Below are 24,521 nucleotides of genomic sequence, written 5' to 3'. Positions count from 1 at the left end.
GGCGGCGCGGGCGTGGGCGGCGCTGCCGCGGGCGTGGACGGCGCGGCCGCCGGCGTGGGCCGCGCCGGCGAGCCTCCGGCCGGCGCCATTTCCGCGGCTCGGCTCAGCGAGGGCAAAGTTATCCGTGCTGTGCCCGACGAAGGTGACCTTCGTTCCGCCGGCGGCGCCCGAGGGGGCGCGCCGCGGCTGGCGGCGTCGGCGCGGGACGAGGTCGGCGAGGGGCGGCTCGCGGCGGTGCCGGACCGCCTGGCGGCGTGGGCGTCGGCGCGCGAGGTCGTTCCTGCCGGGGCGCGCGAGAGCGCCGACGCGCTGATCGCGGCGTTGCGCGCCGCACGCGAGGAACCGCGGCCCGGGCCGCGCGCGGAGGGCCTGCGCGACGTGCTGGCGCCGCTGATCCGCCTGCGCTATCCCGACGGCGCGCTGCGGGTGCAGGACCTCGATCAGCTCGTCGCCGCCGCGTATCAGGCGAACGACCCGCGGCATTTCGTCGCCGAACTCGTGCTCGACCCGCCGAGTTCGAGCGCCGACATCGCCCAGCCGCCGCACCTCGACGAGGACTACCTGACGATCTCGACGATCCACTCTGCCAAGGGCCTGGAGTGGGACAGCGTGCACGTGCTCGCGGTCTACGACGGGAACTTCCCCGCGTGCATGGCGGCGGGGACGAGCGAGGAGATCGACGAGGAGCGGCGGCTGCTCTACGTGGGCATGACCCGCGCGCGCCGCCACCTCACGCTCTACGTGCCGGTCCGCTACCACCACCGCCCGCACGGCCGCGACGACGCCCACGGCTACGGCAAGCCGAGCCGCTTCCTCACGCCCGAGGTCCTGGCGACCTGCGACGTCACGCGGCTGCCCGACGATCCGCTGAACCCGTACGGCGCGCCGATCGTGACGAGGCGGCGCCTCAACGTCACGCCCGACGCGCTGTTTGACTAATCCAGGAAGACCATGTCCAGCGGACTCACCGTGAGCGAGATGCGGCGGCCGTCCTGGCGCAGCAGATCACTGAGCCGCACGGTCTTCCCACCCACCACGACCGGATCGTCCTGCGCGTTGCGCCCCGTCTGGCGGCGCCGGAGCCACTCGATCAGCGTCTCGCCGCTCATCCCCGCCTTCAGATAGTCCGAGCAACGGCGGAAGAGCTTCGGGAGGATCAGTGCGCCCGCCGGGCCGATCGACGCCTGCGAGCGCAGCTCGAACCCGCCGCTCGCGTCGACCGCCCACACGCCACGGCCCGCGGCGTGTGCCTCGCGTGCCGGAGCGAGCAGCGCCGCGCGAACCGGCTCCGGCGTCGTGCCGTAGACGGTCGGGTACGCCGCACCCGACGCGGCCAGGGCGAAGTTGGCCGTCCGCGCGACCAGGGCGTCGTCGACCGCCACCGACGCGCCATCCGTGGGCAGCCCCTCGCCTACGAGGAGCAGCGCGATCGGCCGGCCGTTGACGTCGGCCATCCGCGTCAGCACCGCGGCCGGGATCGACGCGGGTTGCGACGCGACGACCTGGTCAGCGTTCCAACGCACCTCGCTGAACCCGCACCACGCGAGCAGCTCGTCGCGCGCCGGCTCGCCGAGTGGTTGAGCGAGTCCGTTGTAGTGGGTCTCGGGGGTGTCGATCCCGTCCAGCCGGAGCTGCACGGACCCGTCCGCGGAGGGGTCGATCGCGTCCGCTCCAGCTAAACCCCTCAGCAGCGCAGGGTTTTCCGGGATGAAGCGGATGGAGTCGCCGTCGGGGCTCTTACCGACGACGATCAACGCTCCAGCAAGGCAGACCCAATCTTCACCAGATTGGTCGAGTTTCCAGGAAGAATCTTGATCCGCATCCATATTTCTTAATCCTGATCCGATTACTTGTGATCCATGGGTTTTCGGGTACCGTGAAGCGGACCCCATGAGCAAGATCGAACGCATCAAGGCGGCCACGGACGGACTCGACGTACTCCCGGAGCTTCTCCGCGCCGCGCGCGAGGGGTGGGAAACCTTGGATCCCGACCACGTCGGCCTTCTCAAGTGGTACGGCCTCTACGCCCACAACACCGGCGACGGGCATTTCATGATGCGCGTCAAGGTGATCCAGGGCAAGCTGAGCGCGGCCCAGGTCGAGACGATGGCCGGCATCGCCGAAGAGTTCGGCCGCGGCGTGATCGACTGCACGACGCGCCAGTGCTTCCAGATCCACTGGATCACGCTGGACAACATCCCCGAGATCTTCCGGCGCCTCGAGGCCGTCGGCATGACCACTTCCGGCGCGTGCGGTGACATCACCCGCAACGTCGTCGGCTGCACGGTCTCCGGCCTCGCGCACGACGAGATCGTCGACGGGTACGCCACGTCCGAGGCGATCCACGAGTACTTCCTCGACAACAAGCTCTACTCGAACCTGCCGCGCAAGTACAAGGTCTCGGTCACAGGTTGCGCCGAGGACTGCGCCCGCGGCCTGATCAACGACATCGCGCTCTCCGCGGCGATCCACGAGGACGGCACGAAGGGCTTCAACCTGCGCGTCGGCGGCGGCCTGAGCACCGCGCCGCGCTTCGCCCGCTGGGTCGACATCTTCGTCTCCCCCGAGGAGGCGCCCGAGGTCGTGGCCGCCGTCACGGGGATCTTCCGCGACTCCGACGACAACCGGAAGGCGCGTGGCAAGGCCCGCCTGAAGTTCCTCGTCGACCGGATCGGGCCCGAGGCGCTGCGCGCCGAGATCATCGAGCGCGTCGGCCGCGACCTGCGCCACGGCGTCCCCAAGGCCCCGGGCCTGTCGGGCGAGGACCACATCGGCGTCCTCCCCCAGGCCGACGGCGCGCACAGCACGGTCGGCATGGTCGTGCCGGTCGGCCGCCTGAAGGCCCACCAGCTGCTCGAGCTGGCCCAGCTCGCCCGCAAGCACGGCTCCAACGCCGACGACGCGCTGCGGCTCACGCACCAGCAGAACGTCGTGCTGCCGTGGATCCCGAACGAGCACGTCGACGCGCTGCTCGCCGAGCCGCTGGTCTCAGACCTCACCCCCGCGCCCACGCTCTTCCAGCGCGGCCTGCAGACCTGCACCGGCAAGGAGTTCTGCGGCCTGGCGAAGGTCTACACCAAGAGCCGCGCGGTCGAGATCGCGAAGTTCCTGGACGAGCACGTGCGCCCCAACGGCCACGGCGAGGACTTCCGGCTGCACTTCGCCGGCTGCTCCTCGAGCTGCGCGCAGCACCAGATCGCCGACGTCGGCATCGAGGGCGTGCTCAAGAAGGTCGACGGCGAGTTCGTCGAGGCGATGGACATCCGCATCGGCGGCCATCTGGGCGAGAGCCCGAAGTTCGGCGACGTGGTGCTCAAGAAGGTCCCGCACTGGGATCTCAACGAGACGCTGCTGCGGATCTTCAGCCTCTACGAGCACAATCACGACGCCGGCGAGACGTTCCGCGACTTCGCGGGCCGCACCGAGCCGGAATGGTGGACGAACGAGCTCACGCCGGTCGAAGAACCGGTGAGCTAGTGGACGTCACAGAGGTGCTGGCCCAGGCGGTCGAGCGCCACCATCCGCGGCTGGTCATGCTGTGCTCCTTCCAGAAGGAGGAGTCGGTCCTGGTCGACGAGCTGATCCGGCTCGCGCCCGACGCCCGCATCGTCACGATCGACACCGGCGTGCTGTTCCCGGAGACGCTCGCGACCTGGCGGGCGTTCGAGCAGCGCTTCGGCGTCGACATCGCGATCGAGGACGCCACCGGCGACTGGACCGGCCCGGAGCACTGCTGCGGCGAGCGCAAGGTCGCCGCGCTGGAGCGCGCGCTCGGAGGCGTCGATGCCTGGATCACCGGCATCCGCCGCGAGCAGTCGCCCACGCGCGCCAACGCCCAGCCGGTCGAGTGGGACGACAAGCGCGGCATCTGGAAGTTCAACCCGCTCGTCGAGTGGACCGAGAAGGACCTCTGGCGCCGCATCAACGAGCGCGACCTCCCGTACCACCCGCTGCACGATCAGGGCTATGAGTCGATCGGCTGCGCACCGTGCACGAACCCGGGCAGCGGCCGCGAGGGTCGCTGGGCGGGCTTGTCCAAGACCGAGTGCGGCCTGCACGTCTAAAAGTTTCGCTGAACGCAAGGACCGACCCGTGACCGCCATAACGCAACCCGCGCTGTCGCACCTGCGCGCGCTTGAGGCCGAGGCCATCCACGTCCTGCGCGAGGTCGCGGCCGAGCGCGAGAAGCCCGCGTTGCTGTTCAGCGGCGGCAAGGACTCGATCGTGCTCGTCCGGCTCGCCCAGAAGGCGTTCGCGCCGGGCAACGTGCCGTTCCCGCTTCTGCACATCGACACCGGCCACAACTTCCCCGAGGTCATCGCCTTCCGCGACCGGCTCGTGGCGGAGAACGATCTCGAGCTGCTCGTCGGGTCCGTCCAGGCGTCGATCGACGCCGGCCGCGTGCGTGAGGAGACCGGTCCGCGCGCCTCACGCAACCGGCTGCAGACGGTGACGCTGCTCGACGCGATCGAGGAGTACGAGCTCGACGCCTGCTTCGGCGGCGCCCGCCGGGACGAGGAGCGCGCCCGCGCCAAGGAGCGCGTGCTCTCGTTCCGCGACGACTTCGGCACCTGGGACCCGCGCCGCCAGCGCCCCGAGCTCTGGGACCTCTACAACGCGCGCGTGCGCCGCGGCGAGAACATCCGCGCGTTTCCGATCTCCAACTGGACCGAGCTCGACGTCTGGCAGTACATCGCGCAGGAGGAGCTCGAGCTCCCGAACATCTACATGGCCCACGAGCGCGAGGTCTTCCCGCGCGACGGGATGCTCTACGCCGTCAGCCCGTTCATCGAGCTCATGGAGGGAGAGGAGCCGTTCACCGCGTCCGTGCGCTATCGCACGGTCGGCGACATGAGCTGCACGGGCGCGGTGCGCTCCACCGCCTCCACGCTGCCCGAGGTCGTCGCAGAGATCGCGGCGACGAACATCACCGAGCGCGGCGAGACCCGCGCCGACGACCGGGCGAGCGAGGCCGCGATGGAAGATCGCAAGAAGGAGGGGTACTTCTAGCCATGGACCTCCTTCGTCTCGCCACCGCCGGGTCAGTGGACGACGGCAAGTCGACCCTGATCGGGCGGCTGCTCTACGACGCCAAGGCCGTGCTCGCCGACCAGCTCGCGCACGTCGAGGAGCGAAGCGTCAACGGGCTCGACCTCGCGCTGCTCACCGACGGCCTGCGCGCCGAGCGCGAGCAGGGCATCACGATCGACGTCGCCTACCGCTCGTTCGCGACGCCCAAGCGGCGCTTCATCCTCGCCGACTGCCCCGGCCACGCGCAGTACACGCGCAACATGGTCACGGGCGCGTCGACGGCCGATCTCGCCCTGCTGCTGGTCGACGCCCGCGCGGGCCTGACCGAGCAGTCGCGCCGGCACGCCACGATCGCCGCCCTGCTGCGGGTCAGCCACGTGATCGTGGCCGTCAACAAGATGGACCTGGTCGAGTTCTCCGAGGAGCGCTTTGACGACATCGTGCGCCAGGTACTCGAGCTCGGCGCCAAGGTCGGCCTGCACGAGATCGAGTTCATCCCGATCAGCGCCCTGAACGGCGACAACGTCGTCGATCGCTCGTCGAACATGCCCTGGTACGCCGGTTCGCCGCTGCTGGAGCGCCTCGAGACGATTCCCGTCGAGCCGCCCGCCGTGCACGGCGCGCGGCTGCCGATCCAGGTCGTCCTGCGCGGCGAAGGCGGGACGCGCTGGGCCGCCGGGCGGCTCGCCGCCGGCACGCTGAAGGCGGGCGACGAGGTCGTGGTCCTCCCTTCTGGTGCCCGCACCCGGGTGGCCGAGGTGCGCGACGCCGACGGCACCGCGGAGCAGGTCGACGCGCCGCTGAGCGTGTCAGTCCGGCTCGAGGACGAGGTCGATCTCGCCCGCGGCGAGCTGATCGCCGCCCTCGAGGACGCGCCCGAGCCCACGCGCGAGCTGCGCGCGACGCTGTGCTGGCTCGGCGACCGCCCCGCCCGCGAGCGCGACCGCTTCCTGCTCAAGCACGGCACGCGCACCGTCCCGGCGCGGATCGACAGCATCGTCGGCCGGATCGAGTTCGAGACGCTCGAATGGCCCGCGGCCGACGAGCTGCGCCTCAACGACATCGCGCACGTCGGTCTGCGCCTCGGCGGCGACATCGCCGCCGACGCCTACGAGCAGTGCCACGCCACCGGCGCGTTCATCCTCATCGACGAGGCGACGAACGACACCGTGGCGGCCGGAATGGTCTCGGCCTAGAGCCGCTCGATCGAGTAGTGCAGCGTGAGGAAGCGCTGCCCGGCGAGCGAGAAGCTGTGCTCGGTCTTCAGCTCGCCGCCGGCCATGAAGACGTGGATCTGCTCGTGGAACGCGAGCAGCTTGAGCGTGGTCAGCGTGCCGTCCTCGACGGCGCTCAGGTAGTGGCCGGGGAACGGGAGGTCGCTGCGCGAGGTCAGCAGCAGCCCGTCGTCGTCGACGTTGCGGGGCTGCAGCGTGGCCGTGAAGTTCGAGCTGGGGATCGGGAAGCCGACGCTCACGTAGCCGCGGTCCTCGTGGCGGAAGGTCGTGTAGATGCCGACGTAGATCGGCTTGCCGCTGTCGGCGTAGGTCCGGATCCAGCCGCGGATGTCGATGTCCGCGCCGCCCTCGACCGAAATGGTGTCGATCGTGGAGACCATGCCGCGCTGGGCCTCCTCGATGTTCGAGGGGATCGTCGCCTGGCCCAGCGGCTCGGCCACGACCTGCTTGAAGAGGGCGTAGAACGGCTTCATCGCCGGGCGCCATTCGGGGACGATCGAGAGCTTGAAGCGGCTCGTGTGCTCGTAGAACTCGCGGATCAGCGGGTGCACGCGGGTCGCGTCGAACGACGGCCCGTTGAGTGTGTCGAGCGAGGCGAGGATGCCGACGTCGGGCGGATTGCGGACGAACGTCCCGCCGCGGACCTTCGCCAGCTGCTCGACGTAGTCGGCGCCGACGTAGCGCGAGCGCGCCTCGAACGGGACGACGTAGAGCAGCTCGTCCGCCGGGACCTCCTCGGCCATGATCCGCACCAGCGGGCGCCTGCGGTAGAGGAAGGCGGAGATCAGGCGGTACACGACGGCGGTGACGCCGGCCGCGAGCGCGGGCTCGTCGAGCAGGAGCCCGACCACGACGCCGACCGCGAGCCCGAGCAGGATCTTCAGTGGCCTCACGCCCATCAGCCCGACGAGCGCGCCGGCGACGATCGCGGTGGGCAGTGAGCCGAGGAAGAGCCCGAGGAGCGCGCCGAGGAGCGACATCAGCAGGCCGCTGGCGATCACCCGCGCCCAGAGCGGCTTGGGCTGGGCGGGCTTCTGGCGCAGCGTCGAGAGCGCCTCGGCGGGCGCCCACACGACCGCGCCCACCAGCGCGCCGACGCCGGGGCTGAAGTCGAGCGCGGAACCGAGCACCGCACCCGACGCCGCGCCGAGGCAGGCGCCCCAGATCACGGCGTCACGAACACGTCCAGATTGGCTTCGGTTTGCCACGTCGCGGCAGTATCGCGGCACGAATTCGTGCTCGGGCGGATCTTGCAGGGCTTGGCCAAATAGGATTACGGGCCGACGGCACCCCCTCCAAGCCGTCCACCTCCCCCCTCCATGACGCGCCTAGACGTTCCAAGCCCCTCGCCGGCGACGGCGACCGATGGCCTCGCTCACGACACCGAGCTCCTCTCCGCATCCCTGATCGGCGTGCTCGAAGAGCAGATGGGCCGCGTCTTCGCGTCCCGCCTGCAATGGCTGTTCAAGACCGCCGCCTCCGTGCGGGCGGGTGACGAGACCGCCGTCGGGCGCCTCGTCTCCTACCTCAGCGGCGTACCCGACGAATCGGTCGAGCCGATCATCCGGGCCTGCTCGCTCGAGCTCCAGCTGGCGAACATCGCCGAGGAGCGCGAGCGCGTGCGCCGCCGCCGTCAATACGACGCGACGGGCGAGGTCCAGCGCGAGTCGCTGGCCGAGACCGCGGAGATCCTCGAGCGCAACAACGTCGACGTCGCGCCGCTGGCCGCCCAGCTGCAGATCGAGCACGTCCTGACCGCGCACCCGACCGAGGCCACGCGCCGCAGCGTCCTCGATCACCAGTGGGACGTCGCGGCGCTGCTGGACCGCCTCGACGACCCGCGCATCGGCCACTCGAGGCGGCGCGCGCTGCTCGAGGAGCTGCGCGAGGTCCTGACGCTGTGGTGGCAGACCGACGAGCTGCGCCGGATCCGCCCGCGTGTGGAGGACGAGGTCCGCCGCAACCTGTTCTTCTTCGAGGCCGTGCTGTTCGACGCGGTCCCGGCCGTGCTGGCCGAGATCGAGCACGCGCTCGACGTCCGGCTCGTGCAGCCGGTGCTCTCCTACGGCAGCTGGACCGGCGGCGACATGGACGGGCACCCGGAGGTCGGAGCCGACACGCTCGCGCGCGCCCTGCAGCTGCACCGCCGGACCGCGCTGACGCTCTTCCGCGACCGCGTCGACCGCCTGGCGCGGATGTTCTCGCACTCCTCGCTGCGGATCCCGCTCTCGCAGGAGCTGACCGAGTCGCTCGACCAGGACGCGCTCGACCTGCCCAGCGCCGCCGTGCTGCGCCGCCCGCACCGCGAGTGGGAGCCGCTGCGGACCAAGCTCGGCTTCGTCCACCACCGGCTCGGCAACACGCTCACCCCGCGCGGGCGCGAGCCGGGCTACGCCGACGCGCAGGCGCTGCGGCGCGACCTCGAGCTCGTCCTCGCCCACCTGAACTCCCGCCACGTCGCGCTCGGCACGATCCGGCGCCTGCTCTGGCAGGTCGACGTCTTCGGCTTCCACCTGGCGGGGATCGACATCCGCCAGGGCGCCGGCGTCCTGCGCGAGGCGACCGCCGCGATCCTGCCCGGCTACGGCGACGCCGACGGCGAGCCCCGCCGCCAGGCGCTGCTGACCGAGGCGCTCGCCTCCGGCCGGCGCGGGATCGAGCACGATCCGGGCGGCGAGGCGGGTGAGCTGCTGCGCGTGCTCGACACCGTCGCGCTCAGCGCCGACGCGTACGGCCCGCAGGCCGTCCCCGCGTTCGTGATCTCGATGACCGAGCATCCGTCCGACGTGCTGGCCGCGACCTGGCTGGCGCAGCGCGCCGGGGCGACCTCGCTGCGGATGGTGCCGCTGTTCGAGACGCGCTCCGCCCTGGAGCAGGCGCCGGCGACCATGGCCGAGCTCTACGCGTGTGAGCCCTACGTCGCGCACCTGCGCGCGCAGGCCAACCGCCAGACGGTGATGGTCGGCTACTCGGACTCCGGCAAGGACACCGGCTACGTCGGCTCGACCTGGGCGCTGTACAACGCGCAGGAGCAGCTCGCCGCGCAGGCGACCGAGGCGGGTGTGGTGCTCGAGCTCTTCCACGGCCGCGGCGGGTCCCCGTCGCGCGGTGGCGGGCGCACCTATCGAGCGATCCTGGCCCAGCCCGAAGGGACGGTCAACGGGCGCATCCGGATCACCGAACAGGGCGAGACGGTGTCGGCGCGCTACGCCGACGCGGAGCTTGCGGAGCGGTCTTTGGAGCAGACGATCAGCGCGGTGATGCTCGCGTCCGCCCTCCCGAACCCGCCGGTGCGTGACGAGTGGCGGGCGGAGATGGAGCGGCTGTCGGAGCGCTCGCGCGAGCGCTACCGCGGGCTCGTCTATGACGATCCGGAGTTCCTGCGCTTCTTCGGGCAGTTCGCGCCGATCGCGGAGCTCTCCCAGCTCAACATCGGCTCGCGGCCGCCGTCGCGCAAGGGCGTGGCGGGCGTCGAGTCGCTGCGGGCGATCCCGTGGGTGTTCGCGTGGACGCAGAACCGGCTGCTGCTGCCGTCCTGGTACGGCGCGGGGACCGCGCTGGCCGCGGGCGACCTCGAGCTGCAGCGCGAGATGTGGCGCAACTGGCCGTTCTTCCGCGGGTTGATCGGCACGCTCGAGATGGCGCTCTTCAAGTCTGATCTGGGCGTCGCCGAGCGGTATCTCTCCTTGGTCGACGACGACATCGCGCAGCGCTTCTGGGCCGACCTCGTCGCCGAGTACGACAGCGTCGTCGAGCGCGTGCTGACGATCACCAACCAGGGTCAGCTGCTGGACGACACGCCCGCCCTGCAGCGCCGGCTCGAGCACCGCAACCCGTGGATCGACCCGCTCTCGCACCTGCAGGTCGAGCTGCTGCGCCGCGTGCGCTCGGGTCGCGAGGAGGCGCGCTCACCGCTCCTGGCCACGATCACCGGGATCGCGGCGGGGATGCGCAATACGGGCTAACGAAGGACGGCGCTGAGTGCGTCGTCCTCGCGGGCGTGCGTCCACGCCCGCGGGCGGGTGCCGCTGAGCGCGAGCACGCGGTAGGGCGGCGAGTCCTCGGGCAGCACGAGGGCGAAGCCCAACCCGCGCTCGTTCAGGCGGTCGGCGAGCCGGTAGAGCAGGTGGACGCCCGAGCCGTCGAGGAAGCCGAGCCCGCCGAGGTCGATCACGAGGCCGGCGGCGCCGGCGTCCAGCTCCGCGACGATCTCGGCCTCGAGCTCACGCGCGTTGGAGATGTCGATCTCGCCCGTGATGGCCGCGATCACGACGCGGCGGCGGCGCCACACGAACAGGCTCGCGATGTCGCTCACTTGGGCCGGACGCCTTCAGAGGCCACTCCGTCCACTCCGACGACGCTGGTCCACACGTCATATTCGCGGTCATCCGCGGGCAGCTCGACCTCGCCCTTGGCACCGTCGAGCTTGAAGGCGGTCGTGACCGCGGGGCCGTTGGAGCCCTTCGGCCGCAGCGCGACCGCCAGCGCGGTGGCCTCGGGCGGTGCCTGGTAGCTCACCACCAGGCTCCCGCCGGCGCGTTGCACCGTCGTGCGGGGCGGGGCGGGAACCGGCGGCGCGCCGGTCTTCGGGCCCACGCCCTTCAGCAGGGACGGGTCCAGCCAGTGCGGCCGCACGCCCGGGCTGACCGGGCTGGAGGAGTCCAGCGGCAGGACGCCGGCCTTCGTGTCGCCCCAGAACCCAGGCCACAGCACCCACGCGGGGGCGGCGTCCTCGAGCAGCACGAGCGCCGGCAGGATCTGCGGGCCCTTCCCGTCGGCCTGGTCGAACCAGTTGCCGGTCCAGTGGCTGCCCTTGCCGAAGTAGTTCGCGTGCGAGCCGCGCGCGACGTACACGAGCGGCGTCGCGCCCGACTTCGGCGCGTCCTTCCACGCCTTGCTCTCGGCCTGCTTGTGCTGGGAGAAGACGAGCTGCTGGGGCTGTTCGGCGGCGTCGAGCCGGATCTGGACGAGCTCCCAGTCGCCCTCGTGGTTGCCGCCGCTGAGCGGGCCGAGCAGCTGGTAGTCGTTGTAGTAGTAGAAGAGCCAATACTGCAGCCAGAGGCGGCCTTGGGCGTCCCGGCGGGCGTGGCCGTGGACCCGGTTGGCGTATTTGGCCAGCTTGTGCAGCGCGGCGGCGTTGGCGGCGTAGTTGCGGGTGCTGTCGCCGATCGCGTCGGTATCCAGCGCCTTGGTGTTGTCGCCGTAGACCTTCGGTCCGAGGAAGGCGAGCCTGAGCTTCGTCGGCTTGGCGAGGACCGTTCCGCCGGCCCGTTTGAGGACGTTGGTCGGAGAATCCGTCCAGATCGCCGCCGAATCGGCGAAGTACGCCTCATGCGAGTCGTAGACGAGGCGGGGCTTGTGGCGCTCCAGCAACACGCGAACGTCAGTCATGCGAAGTCTGCAACCTATCTGACCCGACGCATGGCACTGCGTCTGAGCGGGCAAGTCCACTCGTATGGCTCAGCTTCCCTCACAGTCCCAGTTCGGGGACTACGGCGAATGGCCTGGTCGCGACGTCCTCGACTCGGGCGGGGAGCGGCTAGGCGGTGTGCGCGAGATCTATCTCGATCGCGAGACGGGGCGCCCGGAATGGGTGCTCGTCGACGTCGACTCCGACGACGCCAGGTTCGTCCCGCTCGCCGACGCGTCGGTCGAGTCGTCCACGATCCGCGTGGCGCACTCCGCGGACGCGATCCGCAACGCGCCCGGCATCGGCGCCGAACCGCGGATCGACCAGTCCGAGGAGCGCCGGCTCTACGCCCACTATGGGCTCGGGTACTCCGAGACCGACTCCGGCAGCGGACTTCCCGCCGAGCTCGAGCGCGAGGAGCCGCGGGCCGCGGGGCCGACGCCGACGGCCTGGGGCAGCGAGGACGCACCCGCCCCGTTTGAGACGGAGACGCCCGATCCGTGGGCGACGCCGGACAAGGCGGAGCCGCCGGCCGACCCGTGGGGCGAGGCGGCGAGCACTCCCCCGTGGCGCACGGAGACGCCTGAGTCCTCCTGGAGCGCTGCCGCCGAGGAGCCGTCGAACATGGCGCCGCCCGCGGCCGAGCCGCCGACGGTCGGGGAGCTCGAGGCGGCCGACATCCCGGAGCCGGCCGCGGTCACCGAGGATGCGCCGGCGTTTGCGGCGACGACGGAGCCCAGCCTCGAGGTGCCGGTGCCGGTGCCGGTGCCGGTCATCGAGCACGATGTGGTCGTGCCGTCGGCCGCGGGTGAGATCCTCGGCGCGGGCGCCGAGCCGCGCGTCTTCTCCCCGCCGCCGGTCGAGCCGCCGCGCATCCATGCGGCTCCGCCGCCGCCATCGGTCGAGGAGGAGCCGAGCAGCGCGCTCGGTCCGCTCGCCGAACGCAAGGCCGCGATCGCCGTGGCGCTGGGCGTCGCGCTCATCCTGCTCTTCGTCTTGCGCCGCCGGCGCTGACCGTTCGTTAATCCACGGCCCTCACACTGAGGGCCGTGGACCTCATCTTCTCCTCAGACTCCGTGATCGTCGTCGCCGGCGTCCCGGGCGCGGGAAAGACGACGCTGCTGCGCCGAGCGGTGGACCGCACGGTCGCCCGCGTGGTGGACACCGACGATCGCGCGCATCGCGGGCCGCTGTTGTATCCGGGGCATTACGCCCGGATCGCGGCGGCGATCCTCGGCCGCAAGCCGGTCGTGATCCATTCGCGCGGGACGCTCCCTTTCACCCGCCGCACGATCGCGCTGCTCGCGCGGTTGCGGGGCCGTCCGGCGCACCTCGTGTTGCTCCATGCCGACCGGGACAGCGCTGTGGCGGGGCAGAAGCGTCGCGGGCGGACGGTCTCGTCCGAGGAGATGGACCGCCAGGTGGCGCGCTGGCACGCGCTGATGGAGGCGGGCGGGCCGGCGGGTGAGGGGTGGGCGTCGGTGCGGGTGCTCGATCGATCGGCGGCCGCACGCGTTGAGGCGTTCTGCTTCGTGCCGGCGGCCTTCGAGGCGCCGGCGCTTCAGGCCGCGTAGACCGCCAGCGCGTCCCGGACCCACTCCGGGATCGGGGTCTTCTGCCAGGTCTTCGCGTCGACGAAGACCTGCCGAAGCCAGCCCTCGATCAGCAGCTCTTCCTTGCGGTGGATCTCGAGCTCCATCGTCAGGCTCGTGGTGCCGAGCTTGGCGACGCGGGCGTGGATGGCGAGCACGTCGTCGAAGCGGGCGGGTGCGCGGAAGCGCAGGTTGGCCTCCCCGACCACGACGTCGACGCCGCGCTGCACCATCGCGGTCCAGCTGCCGATCGCGCTCGCCCGCCACAGCTCGCTGACCGTGTGATCGAAGTACGCCAGGTAGTTGGCGTTGAACACGATTCCCTGCGGGTCGCACTCGCCGTAGCGGACCCGGAGCTCGTGGACGAAGTCTCCCATCGCGTCTGCACAGTAGAGTCCGCGCCCGTGTGGGGCCGCACCGCGACGGAGCTCGCCGCGGGCCTTCGCGCTCGTGAGTTCACCGCGCGCGAGGTCATGCAGGCGCATCTCGAACGCATCGCCGCGGTGAACCCGCGCGTGAACGCGATCGTCACGCTGCTGGAGCCCGAAATCGCTCTGGCGTTGGCCGATGAGGCGGATCGTCTCAGTGAGCCGCGGGGCGTGCTGCACGGGCTGCCGATCGCGGTCAAGGACCTCGAGGACACGGCGGGGATGCGGACGACGTACGGCTCGCCGCTGTTCGCCTCGCACGTGCCGGTGGCCGACTCGCTGCTGGTCGAGCGGCTGCGCGCGGCGGGCGCGCTGATCATCGGCAAGACCAACACGCCGGAGTTCGGCGCGGGCTCGCAGACGTTCAACGCGGTCTTCGGCGCCACGCGCAACCCGTGGGATCTGTCGCGGACGCCGGGCGGGTCGAGCGGGGGCGCGGCCGCGGCGGTGGCATCGGGGATGCTGCCGTTCGCCGACGGGTCCGACCTGGGCGCCTCGGTGCGCAACCCGGCCGCGATGTGCAACCTCGTGGGTCTGCGTCCGTCGCCCGGGCGGATTCCGGATCATGGCCCGGGCGATCCGTGGAACCCGCTCCCGGTCCTGGGGACGATCGCGCGCACCGTGCCGGATGTGGCGCTGCTCTTTGGGGCCCTGGCGGGACCAGATCCGCGCGATCCGCTGTCTTTGACCGATCGTGTGGAGGTGGAGTACGGCTCCGTGCGCGGGCTGCGGATCGCGTGGAGCCGCGACGTGGGCGGGCTTCCGGTCGAGCCGGCGGTTCTGGCGACGCTGGAGGCGCAGCGGGCGACTCTGGAGGGCCTCGGCTGCGTCGTGGAGGACGCCGAGATCGACTTCACGGGCGCCGACCAGTGCTTCGAGGTGCTGCGCGGGGTGACGTTCGCGGGCGCGTTCAAGGAGATCCTGCACCAGGTCAAGCCGACGTTGGCCGAGAACGTCCGCTACGGGCTGGCGCTGACGCCGGAGCGGATCGCGCGGGCGCTCGAGCTGCGCGGGGCGATGTTCAACCGCATGCGCTCGCTGCTCTTGCGCTACGACGCGTTCGCCGCGCCGGTCACGCAGGTGCCGGCGTTCGACGTCGACCTCGAGTTCCCGACCGAGATCGCGGGCGTCGAGATGGGCTCTTATCTGGAGTGGTTCCGGTCCTGCTCGCGGATCACGGTCACCTCGCACCCGGCGGTCGCCGTGCCGGCGGGGTTCACGTCCGACGGGCTGCCGGTCGGGTTGCAGCTCGTGGGGCGTGCTCGCGGCGAGGGTGCTCTGCTGCGGCTCGCACACGCGTTCGTCGAGGCGACGGGGCTGTCCGCGCGGGTGCCGGAGCTCTGACGCTGCCGTGCCCTGGCCGTCGTCTCCGCCGAGCGCGGCGCACCGGGCAGCGTTCGCCGACGCCGAGCCGCAGCCGTTCTGGCTGGACGACGTCGTGGCGCCGGCGGGTGTGCTGCACGGGCGTGTCGACGCCGATCTGTTGATCGTCGGGGGTGGCTTCACGGGGCTGTGGGCGGCGTTGCACGCCAAGGCTGACGATCCGTCGCGTGACGTCGTCCTGCTGGAGGCCGAGACGGCGGGGTTCGGTGCCAGTGGGCGCAACGGCGGGTTCTGTGTGGCGTCGCTGACGCATGGCATCGACAACGGGCTCGCGCGGTTCGCTTCCGAGATGGAGGTCTTGGAGCGGCTCGGGCTGGAGAACTTCGCGGGGCTGCGTGGCGATCTGGAGCGGTATGGCATCGACTGTGACTTCGAGGCCACGGGCGAGTTGCTGGCGCTGACCGATCCCTACCAGCTCGAGTGGGTCTCGGAGGAGCGCGCGTCGTTGGAGCGCTTCGGGCACTCGGTGACCGTGCTGGACGGCGACGCGATGCGCGGCGAGGTCCACTCCCCCACGTTTACCGGCGGCGTGTGGGATCACACCGGCGCCGGCATCCTCGACCCGGGCAAGCTCGCCCGCGGGCTGCGCTCGGCGGCGCTGCGGGCGGGCGTGCGGGTCTTCGAGCACTCGGCCGTGCACTCGCTCGCCGACGGAGGCGCGGGCGCGGTCGTCGAGGCGCTGACGGCATCCGGGCGGGTGCGGGCACGCAAGGTGCTGCTCGCCACCAGTGCCTATCCCCCGCTCCTGAAGTCCGTCCGTCACTACGTCGTGCCGGTGTATGACTACGTGCTGCTGAGCGAGCCGCTGAGCGCCGCCCAGCTGGCTTCTGTCGGGTGGGAGCACCGCCAGGGCATCGGCGACGGCGGCAACCAGTTCCACTACTACCGGTTGACGGCCGACAACCGCATCTTGTACGGCGGGTGGGACGCGGTCTACCGCTTCGGCGGCCCGGTCGGGCCCCGGTGGGACGAGCACGACCCGACGTTCGCCACGCTCGCCCAGCACTTCTTCCACACGTTCCCGCAACTCGAGGGCGTCCGCTTCACCCACCGCTGGGGCGGCGCGATCGACACCTCCTCGCGCTTCTCGGTCTTCTTCGGCACCGCCTTCGCGGGCCGCGTCGCCTACGCCACCGGCTACACGGGCCTCGGCGTCGGTGCCGCCCGCTTCGGCGGCCGCGTCGCCCTCGATCTCCTCGACGACCGCGACACCGAGGCCACCCGCCTGCGCTACGTCCGCTCCAAGCCGGTCCCCTTCCCACCCGAGCCGCTGCGCTGGGCGGTCATCCAATACACCCGCAACCGCCTCGCCGCCGCCGACCGGAACGACGGCCGCCGAGGCCCGTGGCTGCGTCTGCTGGACCGCCTGGGCCTCGGCTTCGATTCTTAACCCCACCTAAGGGGCCAGGCCCCTTAGGCGGCCTTTAGGTTGAAACGGCTCTGCGCCGGGCGTGCGAAACCTAAACGCGAGATAAGGGGTCAGACCCCTTAGGTGGGCGTTAACTTTAGATCTGGGCCTTGGTGCTGCCCTTGGCGTTGACGCCGCCGTTGGTGGCGACGATGCCGGTGACCTTGTCCGGGAGGCCGGCGGCCTTGCGGAGCTTCTGAGCGATCTCGGCGATCTCCTCGGGGGCGTAGTCGGGCGCGAAGACGTCGGCCTGGGGCGGGAGGTCGTTGGGCGGGAAGCCCTCGGGGGCCTCGTCGACGACCTCCAGCGGCTCGCCGGTCTCCGGGTGGTTGCCGTTGAAGACCGCGGCCATCTCGCGGTAGTCGTCCGGCGAGAAGCGATACATCTTCAGGTGCAGGCCCTGCTTGATGTGGGGCTGGCACTCGGGGATCTTGTCGGTCGCGATCCGCGGCGTCGGGAAGAGCTTGGACATGTCGGCGCCGGTGAGGTTCTCCAGGGCGCGGGCGTAGGCGACCTGGTGGACGCCGCCGCGGACCAACAGGTAGCCGGTCAGCGCACGTGCGGCTGGGTGGTCGCACATCTCGTAGACGCGCAGCTTGCCGGACCGGGCGCCGGTCTCGAGGAAGTAGTTGTGAGTCAGGTCCTCGACGAGGTCGCCGGAGGAGTGCACGTAGGAGCCGTCCCACGGCTTGCCGTGCGAGTCGGCCGGGAGCGCGCCCTTGCCGCCGAAGAGGAAGTGCTGCTTGTAGGGCTCGTCCTTGGCGTCGTCGATCTTGGCGCCGGTGAGCATCGTGTTGATCGTCGCCGCGACCAGTTCGATGTGCCCGAACTCCTCGGCGGCGATGTTGGCGATCAGGTCATAGAAGGGACGAGCGCCCTGGCGGAAGCGGAAGTTGAACGACTGGAACGTGTAGTTCATCAGCGTCGACATCTCGCCGAACTTGCCGCCCATCAGTTCCTGGACAGCGGCGGCGCCGGCGGGGTCGGGTGTGGAGGGGGGCGGAAGCTCAACCCCGAGTCGGTCAATGCGAAGAATCATGAACCGCGGCGCTACCCAACCCCGGCAAACTGTCAGACGGTTGGGTCAGGTCGGTGACGTGGCGGCGCGCTGCGGTGCGAGCCGGTGCGCGAGGGTGAGGGTCGCCTCGTCCAGCGTCGCCGGCTCGAGCTCGCCGTAGGACGCGATGACCGCGGCCTCGACGGCGTCGAGTGACACACCCGGGACCTCTTCGTCGATCGCGCCCGCCGTGGTGGCGTCCCAGGGGAACTCGAGCGCCGAGTAGACGGCGTCGAGGACGGCGCGTATGCCGGGCCCGTCGCCGACGACGATCGACGCGCCCAGCAGCGCCGCGCCGCGGACCAGCCGCTGCGCGGTGCCGATCAGCTTCACCCGCCCGCGGGCGTTGACGCTGTAGGCGCCCGGGCAGTACTCGCCCGGCACCTCACCCACGCGGGCGTCGACGCCGAGCGTCCGCAGCGCGCCCGCCAGCCGCTCCCCTTCGTCGCGGAACCGGTCGTGGGTGCCGGTGGCCGGATCGTCGAGCGCCCACACGACGTCGATCGCCAGCGACGCCCGGTGATACGCCGCGGCGTGGCCGCCGGGGAGGCGCAGGACCGGCTCGAACCCCTGCTCCTGCGCGGCCGCCACCGCGTCGGGGTAACCGGGGCGGAGCGTGTCGAGCTTGCCGAACGCGACCGCGGGCGCGGGGCGGTAGACCCGCAGCGTCGAGGGCAGCTCGCCCGCCGCGACCCGGGTGAGCAGCGCGTGCGAGACCGCGAGCTCGAGCGCGGCCGAACCAGCCGCTCCAGAGCGCACCAGCTGCATCGCCCTCTGATGCTAGGCGGCGCGCGAGACGTTGAAGCGCATGACGACCTCGGTGCCGCCCGTCTCGGGCGTGCGGACGTCCGCGGAGTCGGCGACCTGGGCGATCAGCCCGAGCCCCAGGCCGAGGCCCGGGCTGTCCACCCGCGGGGCCAGGCCGGAGCCTTCGTCCAGGACGTAGAGGCAGACGTGGTCGTCATAGCGTTCGGCTTTGATCGCGACCGTTCCGGGTAGTTCGCGGTCGCGGTAGGCGTGCAGGACGACGTTGGTGGTCGCTTCCGTGATCGCCAGGGCGATATCGCTCAGCACTGCGCGATCCTCCACGTGCTTCTGCGCCCAGTCGACGACTGCGCGGCGGGCCTGCATAGGAGTTTCGCGCGCAGCCGTGAATGACCACGCGGCATGGGGCACGAGCCGCCGCTACCCGCTTCGCCCGGGTTCAAACGCCTTTCTTTCCCCGCATCGGCCGGACGGCGATCGCGACGGTGGCGAACGCTGTTCGTTCCCCGCCTGCGAGGCCGATCTCCACGTCCCACAACCACTCGAGCGCACCACGCGCACGGCAGCGGGCGGTCGCTTCCAGGACACCCTCGCGGGCGTCGCCGACGACGTGGGTGGAGTTGCTCAGCCCCGACGGGAACAGGCCCTGCGGCAGAACCTCCACGGCCGTGCCGGTCGAGGCGATCGACTCGGCCATCGCCGCGTAGACCCCGCTGACCACCGTGCCATCGACGCCGAGGTGGTCGGCACGGATCACCACACGGCCCTGCGTCGGGCTGACGTACTCGAGCCCGTAGTGCGCATCGAAGCTGCGCTCGAACGGGATGACGAAGTTGTCCTCCAGACGGCTCACCGCAGGAACTCCAGCGCCGCGGCCAGTGTCGCGTCAGGCGCTTCGAGGTGCGGAGCGTGGCGGGCGTCCAGGACGACGCGCTCGACCGGCCCGCCCACGCCCCGCGAGATCGCGTCGATCTGGGCGAGCGTCCCGTACTGGTCGTGCTCGCCCTGGATCAGGAGCGTGGGCGCGGTCACGCCGCCCAACACGTCCTCGATGTTCCACGAGCGGAACTCCGGGGCGAGCCAGATGTCGTTCCAGAGCCGGAACGTCCGCTCGGCGTCGCGGTGGTAGCGGGCCATGCGCGAGCCCAGATCCGTGGCCGCGAACGTCTCGCGCGCCTCCTCGATGCTCGCCACCGTCACGTCTTCGACGAACACGTGCGGGGCCAGCAACACCAGGCCGCTGACCGGATGCTGCGAGGCGTAGATCAGCGCGATCGAGCCGCCGTCGCTGTGGCCGACGAGCACCGGCCGCTCCACGCCCGCGACGCGCAGCACCTCGGGCAGGACCTCGAGCGCCTCCTCGTGCATGAACGCGGGCGTGCGGTCGTCATCCGGCACGTCGGACTGCCCGTGCCCCGCCCGCGAGTAGATCAGCGCCCGCCGCCCGCTCAAAGACGCCATCCGCTCCGGGAAGTCCCGCCACAGCGTGACCGCTCCGAGCCCTTCGTGCAGAAAGACGAGCGCGGGCTCGGCGCCCGCGATCTCGACGGTCTCCAGCTCGAACCCGCCCGCCTTCACAACAAAGCGGCCTGCCGCCGTACCGCCCGCAGCCGGCTGCGGAGCCCGTCCATCACGCGCCCCGCGTACTCCGGCGCCCAGAGCGCCGCGGCGGCTTCGCCCTCGGCGAGGATCGCCTCCTCGTCGTAGTCGAGATCGGCGAGGCAGCGCGCCCCGAAGCCGACGTGCCAGCGCTCGTCGCGCAGCACGAGCTCGACCCCCTCCCGCAGCCCAGGCAGCCGATCGTCCACCAGATCGAGCAGCGCCAGTTGGCCCGCGGTGAAGACCACGCCCTCAAGCACCATGTGGTAGAGCCCGACCGCTTCACCCGGCGCCCCGGCGACCGCCTCCGGCAAGCGCTCCTCGAACAGCGAGCGGAACGCGGGCGAGACCAAGCCCCGCGGGTCGCCCAGCCCCACCGCCGCCGCGTAGCGGGCGAAGAACCGCGCGTGGCGGTCCTCGTCGCGCAACTGCGCCTCGAAGCACGCCGCGGCAGCACCCGATGCGAACACCGAGAGATGCGACGCCACACCCGCCTCCCCCACGCAGAAGCCGGCGACGAGCTCCGTCAACCGCGCATCCGCGACCTGCGGCCACGCTTTCGCGTCCGCGCGCAACGCGATCGCCCGCTCGTCCCATTGGACCGAGTCGGCGATGCCCAGGAAGTGCTCGTAGCTCGCGAACACGCGCGGCGAACGTAGCATCAGGGGCATGCTCCGCACCGACACTGAGGACGGCGTCCTCACCGTCACCCTCGCGCGCCCTGAGCGGCGCAACGCGATCGATGGCGAGATGGCGTCGAAGCTCCGCGACGCCTTCGAGGCCGCCGCGGACGACCCCGGCGTCCGCGCGCTGATCCTCACCGGCGAGGGCAAGGCGTTCTCGGCCGGCGGTGACCTGAGCCGGTTCGAACGCGACTGGGACCCGCGCGAGTTCCGCCACGACTCACACCGCCTCACCTCCCTGATCACGCTGTTGGAGCGGTTGGAGAAACCGACCGTCGCGGCGATCAACGGCGCCGTCACCGGCGCGGGCACGCAGCTCGCGCTCGTCTGCGACGTCCGCCTCGCCGCAAGCAGCGCCCGCTTCATCTACCGCGAGGGCCGGCTCGGGATCATCCCCAGCCACGGCGGCGTCACCCGCCTGGTCAAGCTGATCGGCCAGGCCCGCGCCCGCGACGTGCTGCTCGGGAGCGAGGAGCTGAGCGCCGACCAGGCCCACGCCGTCGGCATGATCACGGCCGTGGTCGAGGACGCCGAGCTCCTGCAAGCCGCCCGCGCCCGCGTCGACCTGATGCTCCAGCGCTCACCGCAGGCCTACGCCGCGGCCAAGCGCCTGCTGTGGCTGGCGGGCAATGTCGACCTCGAGAGCGGGATGGTCGCCGAAGGGCTCGCCCAGTCGCTGCTGATCGGGACGGACGAGCACAAGCAAGCGGTGCGGGAGGTGCGGCAACGATGATCATCGAGCTCGACGGCAAGACGCCACAGGTCGCGGAGGACGCGTTCATCGCGCCGACCGCGGTCCTGATCGGCGACGTGACGGTGGAGACGGGCGCCTCGATCTGGTTCGGCGCCGTCCTGCGCGGCGACAACAGCGCCATCGTGATCGGCAAAGGGTCCAACGTGCAGGACAATTGTGTGATCCACTGCGCCGACGAGCTGCCCACGATCGTCGGCGAGAACGTCACCGTCGGCCACATGGCGATGCTCGAGGGCTGCGTGATCGGCGACGGGTCACTCGTCGGGATGGGCGCGATCGTCCTGCAGCGGGCGAAGGTCGGCGCGAACGCGCTCGTGGCGGCGGGCGCCGTGGTGAGCGAGGGCATGGAGATCCCCGACGGCGTCCTCGCCGCGGGCGTGCCGGCCAAGGTCAAGAAGGAGCTGGCGGGCAGCTCGCAGCGGTGGGTCGAGACCGCCGCCCGCGAGTACCAGTCCAAGCGCCTGCGCTACATGCGCGTCGGCTGAGCCGCCGGCGAGAGCGTGAAACCGGTGTAGGCGAAGCGAAAGCAAGGTTGTTCGTGCTCTACACGAACAACCTTGCGTTCGCCGCGCTTAGTTCTCGTCGCCGTGTGACGAGTCCTGCTGCTCCTGGCGATCGCCGCCGTGGTGACCGCCGGAGTCGTCCTCGGCGTTCGGGCCGAGCTTCGCGGTGACGAGCGCGATCGTCACCGCGACGATCGCGAGGGCGACGGCGATCGAGCCGAAGAGCTGCATGGTCAGTCCTCACCCGCGAGGAAGTCGGGCGTGACCGTGAGCCAGGTCAGGGCGAGCAACGTGAACAGCGTGATGCCCAGGTAGGGCAGCGCGCGGCCGCCGACGCCGCTGCGGAGCACGCCGATCTTGACCGCCAGCACGGCCGCCGCGGCGATCCCGGCTCCGGCGTGCAACGCGTAGTCGTCTTCGAAGCCGAACACCGCCAAGCACGCCAGCGCGACGAGCACGAACAGCACCGCGATCGCGTCGCCTGACGCGCGGTGGGTCAGGAACGCCGGCTCGGCCTTCATCACCGGCAGTTTCCGGTAGCCGATCGCGGCCAGGATCAGCTGGTAGCTCCCCAGCGCGAGGATCACCGAGGCCAGGACGGCCTTGACCGAGCCCGGGTTCCCGCGCGTGAGCTGATCGACCAGGTCCTCCACTCACATACGGTGCTACCCGCGCGTCCCGACCACTAGCCGTACCGGCGCGGCCCACACCCGCTCGACCTCACGCGCACTTTCGAAGCCGGCCGCCGTCAGCGCTGCCGTGGCCTCGGCCTCGGTTGCGACCGCGCCGCCGGAGCGTGTCGTCCGCAGGTCGACCAACCGCTGGGAGAGCGGGTCGGGCGGACCGGCGTACATGCCGAAGATCACGTGCCCACCGGGTTTGAGCGCGTCGAACACCCGCAACAACGCGACCGGGAGGATCTCCGGCGCGATGAACGGCGTCGACAGCCACACGACGTCGTAGGACCGTGCGTCGGTCAGCTCCTCGACGCGCTGCTCGCGCAACTCGATCCGATCCTCGTAGCCTGCGATCGTGCGCCGCGCGTGGGCGAGCGCCGGCGGCCATGGCTCCAAGCCGACGACGCGCAGGCCGGGCCAGCGCGCGCACAACGACACCGAGAGCGCGGCGACGCCGGCGCCGACGTCGAGCAGGATCGCTCCCGGCCGCGACAGTGCGTCGTCGAGCACGCTCACCTCCGCCATTGCATCGGCGATCGCGGCCGAGCCCCGGCCCAGCGACAACAGCACGACGTCGTCCTCGTAGGCCCACCCGGGAGAGCACTCGGGATGGTCGATCAGATCCACGGCCTGGCGCAGGAACGCGCGGGCGAACAACGCGACGGTCGAGCGCTCGGCAGGCTGCAGCGCCGCCAGCTCGATGCCCAGCTCCACCAGCACGCCGTCGAGCGCGGACTCGATCGCCGGATCGAGCGGGATGCCCTCCGCGTCGGCCCGCATCCGCGCGCCGAGCGCGGCCAGCGCCTCGGCTGACGCGGTCAGGCGCGCCATCATCTGCATGGCCGCGGCGTAGGCCATGACGCGAAGGCTACGGCAGGGGGAACTCGGCGCGCACCGTCGTGCCCACGCCCACCGGGCTGGTCACGCGCAACCGGCCGCGCAGCGCCTCGACCCGGTCGCTCAACCCGATCAGCCCCGACCCGCCGCCCGCGACCGCGCCGCCGCGACCGTCGTCCGCGACTTCGAGCACCAACGCGCCGTCGATCACCAACACCGTCACGGAGACCACGCTCGCCTCGGCGTGCTTGGCCGCGTTCGTCAGCGCCTCACTGGCGACGTAGTAGACGGCGATCTCGAGCTCCTCGGGGAAGCGCTCGTCGACCACGTCGTACTCGACCGGGACCGAGGACCGTGTGGCGAGCGCGCCGATCGCCGCGCCCAGACCGCGGCTCAACGCGGCGGGATGGAGGCCGCGGGCGAGCTCGCGCAGCTCCTCGTGGGCCTTGCCGAGCTCGTCGAGGATCGCGTCGACCGGCGCCGGATCGTCGAACTGCTTGCGCAGCATCCGCAAGGCGAGCCGAGCGCTCACGAGCCGCTGCTGCGCGCCGTCGTGCAGGTTGCGCTCGAGCCGTCGGCGCTCATCGTCGGCGGTCTTCACCAGCCGGGCGCGCGATTCGAGCAGCCGCTCGTGCGCGTCGGCGCCCGCGACCGCCACGGCCGCGAGCTCGGTGAACTCGGTCAGCCGCTCCTCGGTGTCGACGGGCAGCGTCTCGGAGTCGAACGCGGAGACGATCAGCGCGCCCCAGACGCTCCCTTCGACGGTCACCGGCGCGGCGGCGCTCGCCCGCAGGCCGGTCGGCCGCAGCGTCACGCCCATGGCGCCCACAGCGACCGCGTAGTCGTCGAACCGTGCCGGCAGCCCGGTCTCGCGCACCAGCGTGAGCGCGCCGCCGCCGTCGAGGGCGAAGCTCATGCCGGGCGGCAGCGTCTCGCGCGCGAGGTCGCCCCAGCGCCCGACGAGCTCCGCGGCACGGCCGGTGAACCGCACCACCGCGCCCGCCCCCACGCCGCACACCTTCGCGGCCTGCTCGGAGAGCGCGTCGAACACCTCGCCCGGCTCGCCGCCGCGCGCGACGAGCACCGCCACCTCGCGCAACGCACGCTCGATATCCACGACGCGCAGTATGGCCGCGATGAATTCGGAGAGCTGCGAGCG

General features: G+C 71.4%; 27 protein-coding genes. 12 read left to right on the top strand and 15 right to left on the bottom strand.

Annotation, left to right across the window (positions count from 1 at the left end):
• The coding region (locus OM076_RS22735) for a 3'-5' exonuclease (RefSeq protein ID WP_270042367.1) at positions 1-939 on the top strand (939 nt) is incomplete at its 5' end.
• On the opposite strand, the gene OM076_RS22730 is transcribed toward OM076_RS22735, so the two are convergent.
• A complete protein-coding gene (locus OM076_RS22730) occupies positions 936-1,637 on the bottom strand; it encodes a thermonuclease family protein (protein WP_270042366.1) in 702 nt (233 codons plus the stop codon). The genes OM076_RS22735 and OM076_RS22730 overlap by 4 nt on opposite strands.
• Positions 1,638-1,890: 253 nt before the next feature.
• Here OM076_RS22730 and OM076_RS22725 point away from each other — a divergent pair, with 253 nt between their 5' ends.
• Genes OM076_RS22725 through OM076_RS22710 form a run of 4 tightly spaced genes read left to right on the top strand, consistent with a single transcriptional unit; the run spans position 1,891 to position 6,227 of the window.
• Positions 1,891-3,477, top strand: coding sequence for a nitrite/sulfite reductase (locus OM076_RS22725; protein WP_270042365.1), 1,587 nt, complete (start codon positions 1,891-1,893; stop codon positions 3,475-3,477).
• The gene (locus OM076_RS22720) at positions 3,477-4,064 is read left to right on the top strand and encodes a phosphoadenylyl-sulfate reductase (protein WP_270042364.1); all 588 of its coding nucleotides are present in this window, start codon (positions 3,477-3,479) and stop codon (positions 4,062-4,064) included. Before OM076_RS22725 ends, OM076_RS22720 begins: the two co-directional genes overlap by 1 nt.
• Before the next feature lie 28 nt (positions 4,065-4,092).
• Positions 4,093-5,010: a sulfate adenylyltransferase subunit CysD gene (cysD, locus tag OM076_RS22715; RefSeq protein ID WP_270042363.1), complete on the top strand. Its 918-nt coding sequence runs from the start codon at positions 4,093-4,095 to the stop codon at positions 5,008-5,010.
• A gap of 2 nt (positions 5,011-5,012) precedes the next feature.
• The gene (locus OM076_RS22710) at positions 5,013-6,227 is read left to right on the top strand and encodes a sulfate adenylyltransferase subunit 1 (RefSeq protein WP_270042362.1); all 1,215 of its coding nucleotides are present in this window, start codon (positions 5,013-5,015) and stop codon (positions 6,225-6,227) included.
• On the opposite strand, the gene OM076_RS22705 is transcribed toward OM076_RS22710, so the two are convergent.
• On the bottom strand, positions 6,224-7,435 hold the full coding sequence (locus OM076_RS22705; RefSeq protein ID WP_270042361.1) for a hypothetical protein: 1,212 nt from the start codon (positions 7,433-7,435) through the stop codon (positions 6,224-6,226). The two genes, OM076_RS22710 and OM076_RS22705, sit on opposite strands and share 4 nt — an antisense overlap.
• 150 nt (positions 7,436-7,585) lie before the next feature.
• Here OM076_RS22705 and ppc point away from each other — a divergent pair, with 150 nt between their 5' ends.
• The gene (gene ppc / locus OM076_RS22700; RefSeq protein ID WP_270042360.1) at positions 7,586-10,231 is read left to right on the top strand and encodes a phosphoenolpyruvate carboxylase; all 2,646 of its coding nucleotides are present in this window, start codon (positions 7,586-7,588) and stop codon (positions 10,229-10,231) included.
• Here the strand turns inward: ppc and OM076_RS22695 are convergent.
• Complete coding sequence (locus OM076_RS22695) at positions 10,228-10,581, bottom strand: STAS domain-containing protein (RefSeq protein WP_270042359.1); 354 nt, start codon at positions 10,579-10,581, stop codon at positions 10,228-10,230. The two genes, ppc and OM076_RS22695, sit on opposite strands and share 4 nt — an antisense overlap.
• The gene (locus OM076_RS22690) at positions 10,578-11,657 is read right to left on the bottom strand and encodes a hypothetical protein (protein ID WP_270042358.1); all 1,080 of its coding nucleotides are present in this window, start codon (positions 11,655-11,657) and stop codon (positions 10,578-10,580) included. The genes OM076_RS22695 and OM076_RS22690 overlap by 4 nt, the downstream gene beginning before the upstream one ends.
• A 64-nt stretch (positions 11,658-11,721) precedes the next feature.
• On the opposite strand from OM076_RS22690, the gene OM076_RS22685 reads away from it, so the two are divergent.
• Both OM076_RS22685 and OM076_RS22680 read left to right on the top strand, forming a co-directional pair.
• Positions 11,722-12,690, top strand: coding sequence for a PRC-barrel domain-containing protein (locus tag OM076_RS22685; protein WP_270042357.1), 969 nt, complete (start codon positions 11,722-11,724; stop codon positions 12,688-12,690).
• A 35-nt stretch (positions 12,691-12,725) separates the two neighbouring features.
• Entirely contained in the window at positions 12,726-13,250 is a 525-nt protein-coding gene (locus tag OM076_RS22680; RefSeq protein ID WP_270042356.1) for an AAA family ATPase, read from the top strand.
• Here OM076_RS22680 and OM076_RS22675 read toward each other — a convergent pair.
• Entirely contained in the window at positions 13,238-13,645 is a 408-nt protein-coding gene (locus OM076_RS22675; protein ID WP_270042355.1) for an acyl-CoA thioesterase, read from the bottom strand. The two genes, OM076_RS22680 and OM076_RS22675, sit on opposite strands and share 13 nt — an antisense overlap.
• A 27-nt stretch (positions 13,646-13,672) precedes the next feature.
• Between OM076_RS22675 and OM076_RS22670 the strand changes: the two genes are divergently transcribed.
• Together OM076_RS22670 and OM076_RS22665 are read left to right on the top strand one after the other, a co-directional pair.
• Positions 13,673-15,040 (top strand): amidase family protein, encoded by a 1,368-nt coding sequence (locus tag OM076_RS22670; protein ID WP_270042354.1) that lies wholly within the window; start codon positions 13,673-13,675, stop codon positions 15,038-15,040.
• A gap of 7 nt (positions 15,041-15,047) precedes the next feature.
• Positions 15,048-16,469 (top strand): NAD(P)/FAD-dependent oxidoreductase, encoded by a 1,422-nt coding sequence (locus OM076_RS22665; RefSeq protein ID WP_270042353.1) that lies wholly within the window; start codon positions 15,048-15,050, stop codon positions 16,467-16,469.
• Between the two features lie 115 nt (positions 16,470-16,584).
• Here the strand turns inward: OM076_RS22665 and OM076_RS22660 are convergent, their stop codons facing one another.
• The 6 genes from OM076_RS22660 to OM076_RS22635 are packed head-to-tail and all read right to left on the bottom strand — an operon-like array spanning position 16,585 to position 20,570.
• A complete protein-coding gene (locus OM076_RS22660) occupies positions 16,585-17,526 on the bottom strand; it encodes a manganese catalase family protein (protein WP_270042352.1) in 942 nt (313 codons plus the stop codon).
• A gap of 45 nt (positions 17,527-17,571) precedes the next feature.
• Positions 17,572-18,312, bottom strand: a complete 741-nt coding sequence (locus OM076_RS22655; protein WP_270042351.1) for a lipoate--protein ligase family protein — start codon at positions 18,310-18,312, stop codon at positions 17,572-17,574.
• 12 nt (positions 18,313-18,324) lie between these two features.
• Positions 18,325-18,720, bottom strand: coding sequence for an ATP-binding protein (locus OM076_RS22650; RefSeq protein ID WP_270042350.1), 396 nt, complete (start codon positions 18,718-18,720; stop codon positions 18,325-18,327).
• A 28-nt stretch (positions 18,721-18,748) separates the two neighbouring features.
• Positions 18,749-19,162: a PaaI family thioesterase gene (locus tag OM076_RS22645; RefSeq protein ID WP_270042349.1), complete on the bottom strand. Its 414-nt coding sequence runs from the start codon at positions 19,160-19,162 to the stop codon at positions 18,749-18,751.
• The gene (locus OM076_RS22640) at positions 19,159-19,887 is read right to left on the bottom strand and encodes an alpha/beta fold hydrolase (protein ID WP_270042348.1); all 729 of its coding nucleotides are present in this window, start codon (positions 19,885-19,887) and stop codon (positions 19,159-19,161) included. The genes OM076_RS22645 and OM076_RS22640 overlap by 4 nt, the downstream gene beginning before the upstream one ends.
• The gene (locus OM076_RS22635) at positions 19,884-20,570 is read right to left on the bottom strand and encodes a ferritin family protein (protein WP_270042347.1); all 687 of its coding nucleotides are present in this window, start codon (positions 20,568-20,570) and stop codon (positions 19,884-19,886) included. Before OM076_RS22635 ends, OM076_RS22640 begins: the two co-directional genes overlap by 4 nt.
• 7 nt (positions 20,571-20,577) lie before the next feature.
• Between OM076_RS22635 and OM076_RS22630 the strand changes: the two genes are divergently transcribed.
• Together OM076_RS22630 and OM076_RS22625 are read left to right on the top strand one after the other, a co-directional pair.
• Positions 20,578-21,324 carry an enoyl-CoA hydratase/isomerase family protein gene (locus OM076_RS22630; protein WP_270042346.1) on the top strand — a complete coding sequence of 249 codons (747 nt, stop codon included), beginning with the start codon at positions 20,578-20,580 and terminating at the stop codon, positions 21,322-21,324.
• A complete protein-coding gene (locus tag OM076_RS22625; RefSeq protein ID WP_270042345.1) occupies positions 21,321-21,830 on the top strand; it encodes a gamma carbonic anhydrase family protein in 510 nt (169 codons plus the stop codon). Before OM076_RS22630 ends, OM076_RS22625 begins: the two co-directional genes overlap by 4 nt.
• Before the next feature lie 87 nt (positions 21,831-21,917).
• On the opposite strand, the gene OM076_RS22620 is transcribed toward OM076_RS22625, so the two are convergent.
• From OM076_RS22620 to OM076_RS22605, 4 genes are read right to left on the bottom strand one after another with little or no spacing between them, the layout of a single operon-like run.
• The gene (locus tag OM076_RS22620; protein ID WP_270042344.1) at positions 21,918-22,079 is read right to left on the bottom strand and encodes a hypothetical protein; all 162 of its coding nucleotides are present in this window, start codon (positions 22,077-22,079) and stop codon (positions 21,918-21,920) included.
• Positions 22,080-22,081: 2 nt separating this feature from the next.
• Entirely contained in the window at positions 22,082-22,501 is a 420-nt protein-coding gene (locus tag OM076_RS22615; protein ID WP_270042343.1) for a DUF6529 family protein, read from the bottom strand.
• Between the two features lie 12 nt (positions 22,502-22,513).
• Positions 22,514-23,383, bottom strand: a complete 870-nt coding sequence (locus OM076_RS22610) for an SAM-dependent methyltransferase (protein WP_270042342.1) — start codon at positions 23,381-23,383, stop codon at positions 22,514-22,516.
• Positions 23,384-23,393: 10 nt separating this feature from the next.
• Positions 23,394-24,479, bottom strand: a complete 1,086-nt coding sequence (locus tag OM076_RS22605; RefSeq protein WP_270042341.1) for a sensor histidine kinase — start codon at positions 24,477-24,479, stop codon at positions 23,394-23,396.
• Positions 24,480-24,521 lie beyond the last annotated feature (42 nt).

The organism is Solirubrobacter ginsenosidimutans, from assembly GCF_027587205.1.
This window is presented reverse-complemented; position numbering and strand designations above follow the sequence as displayed.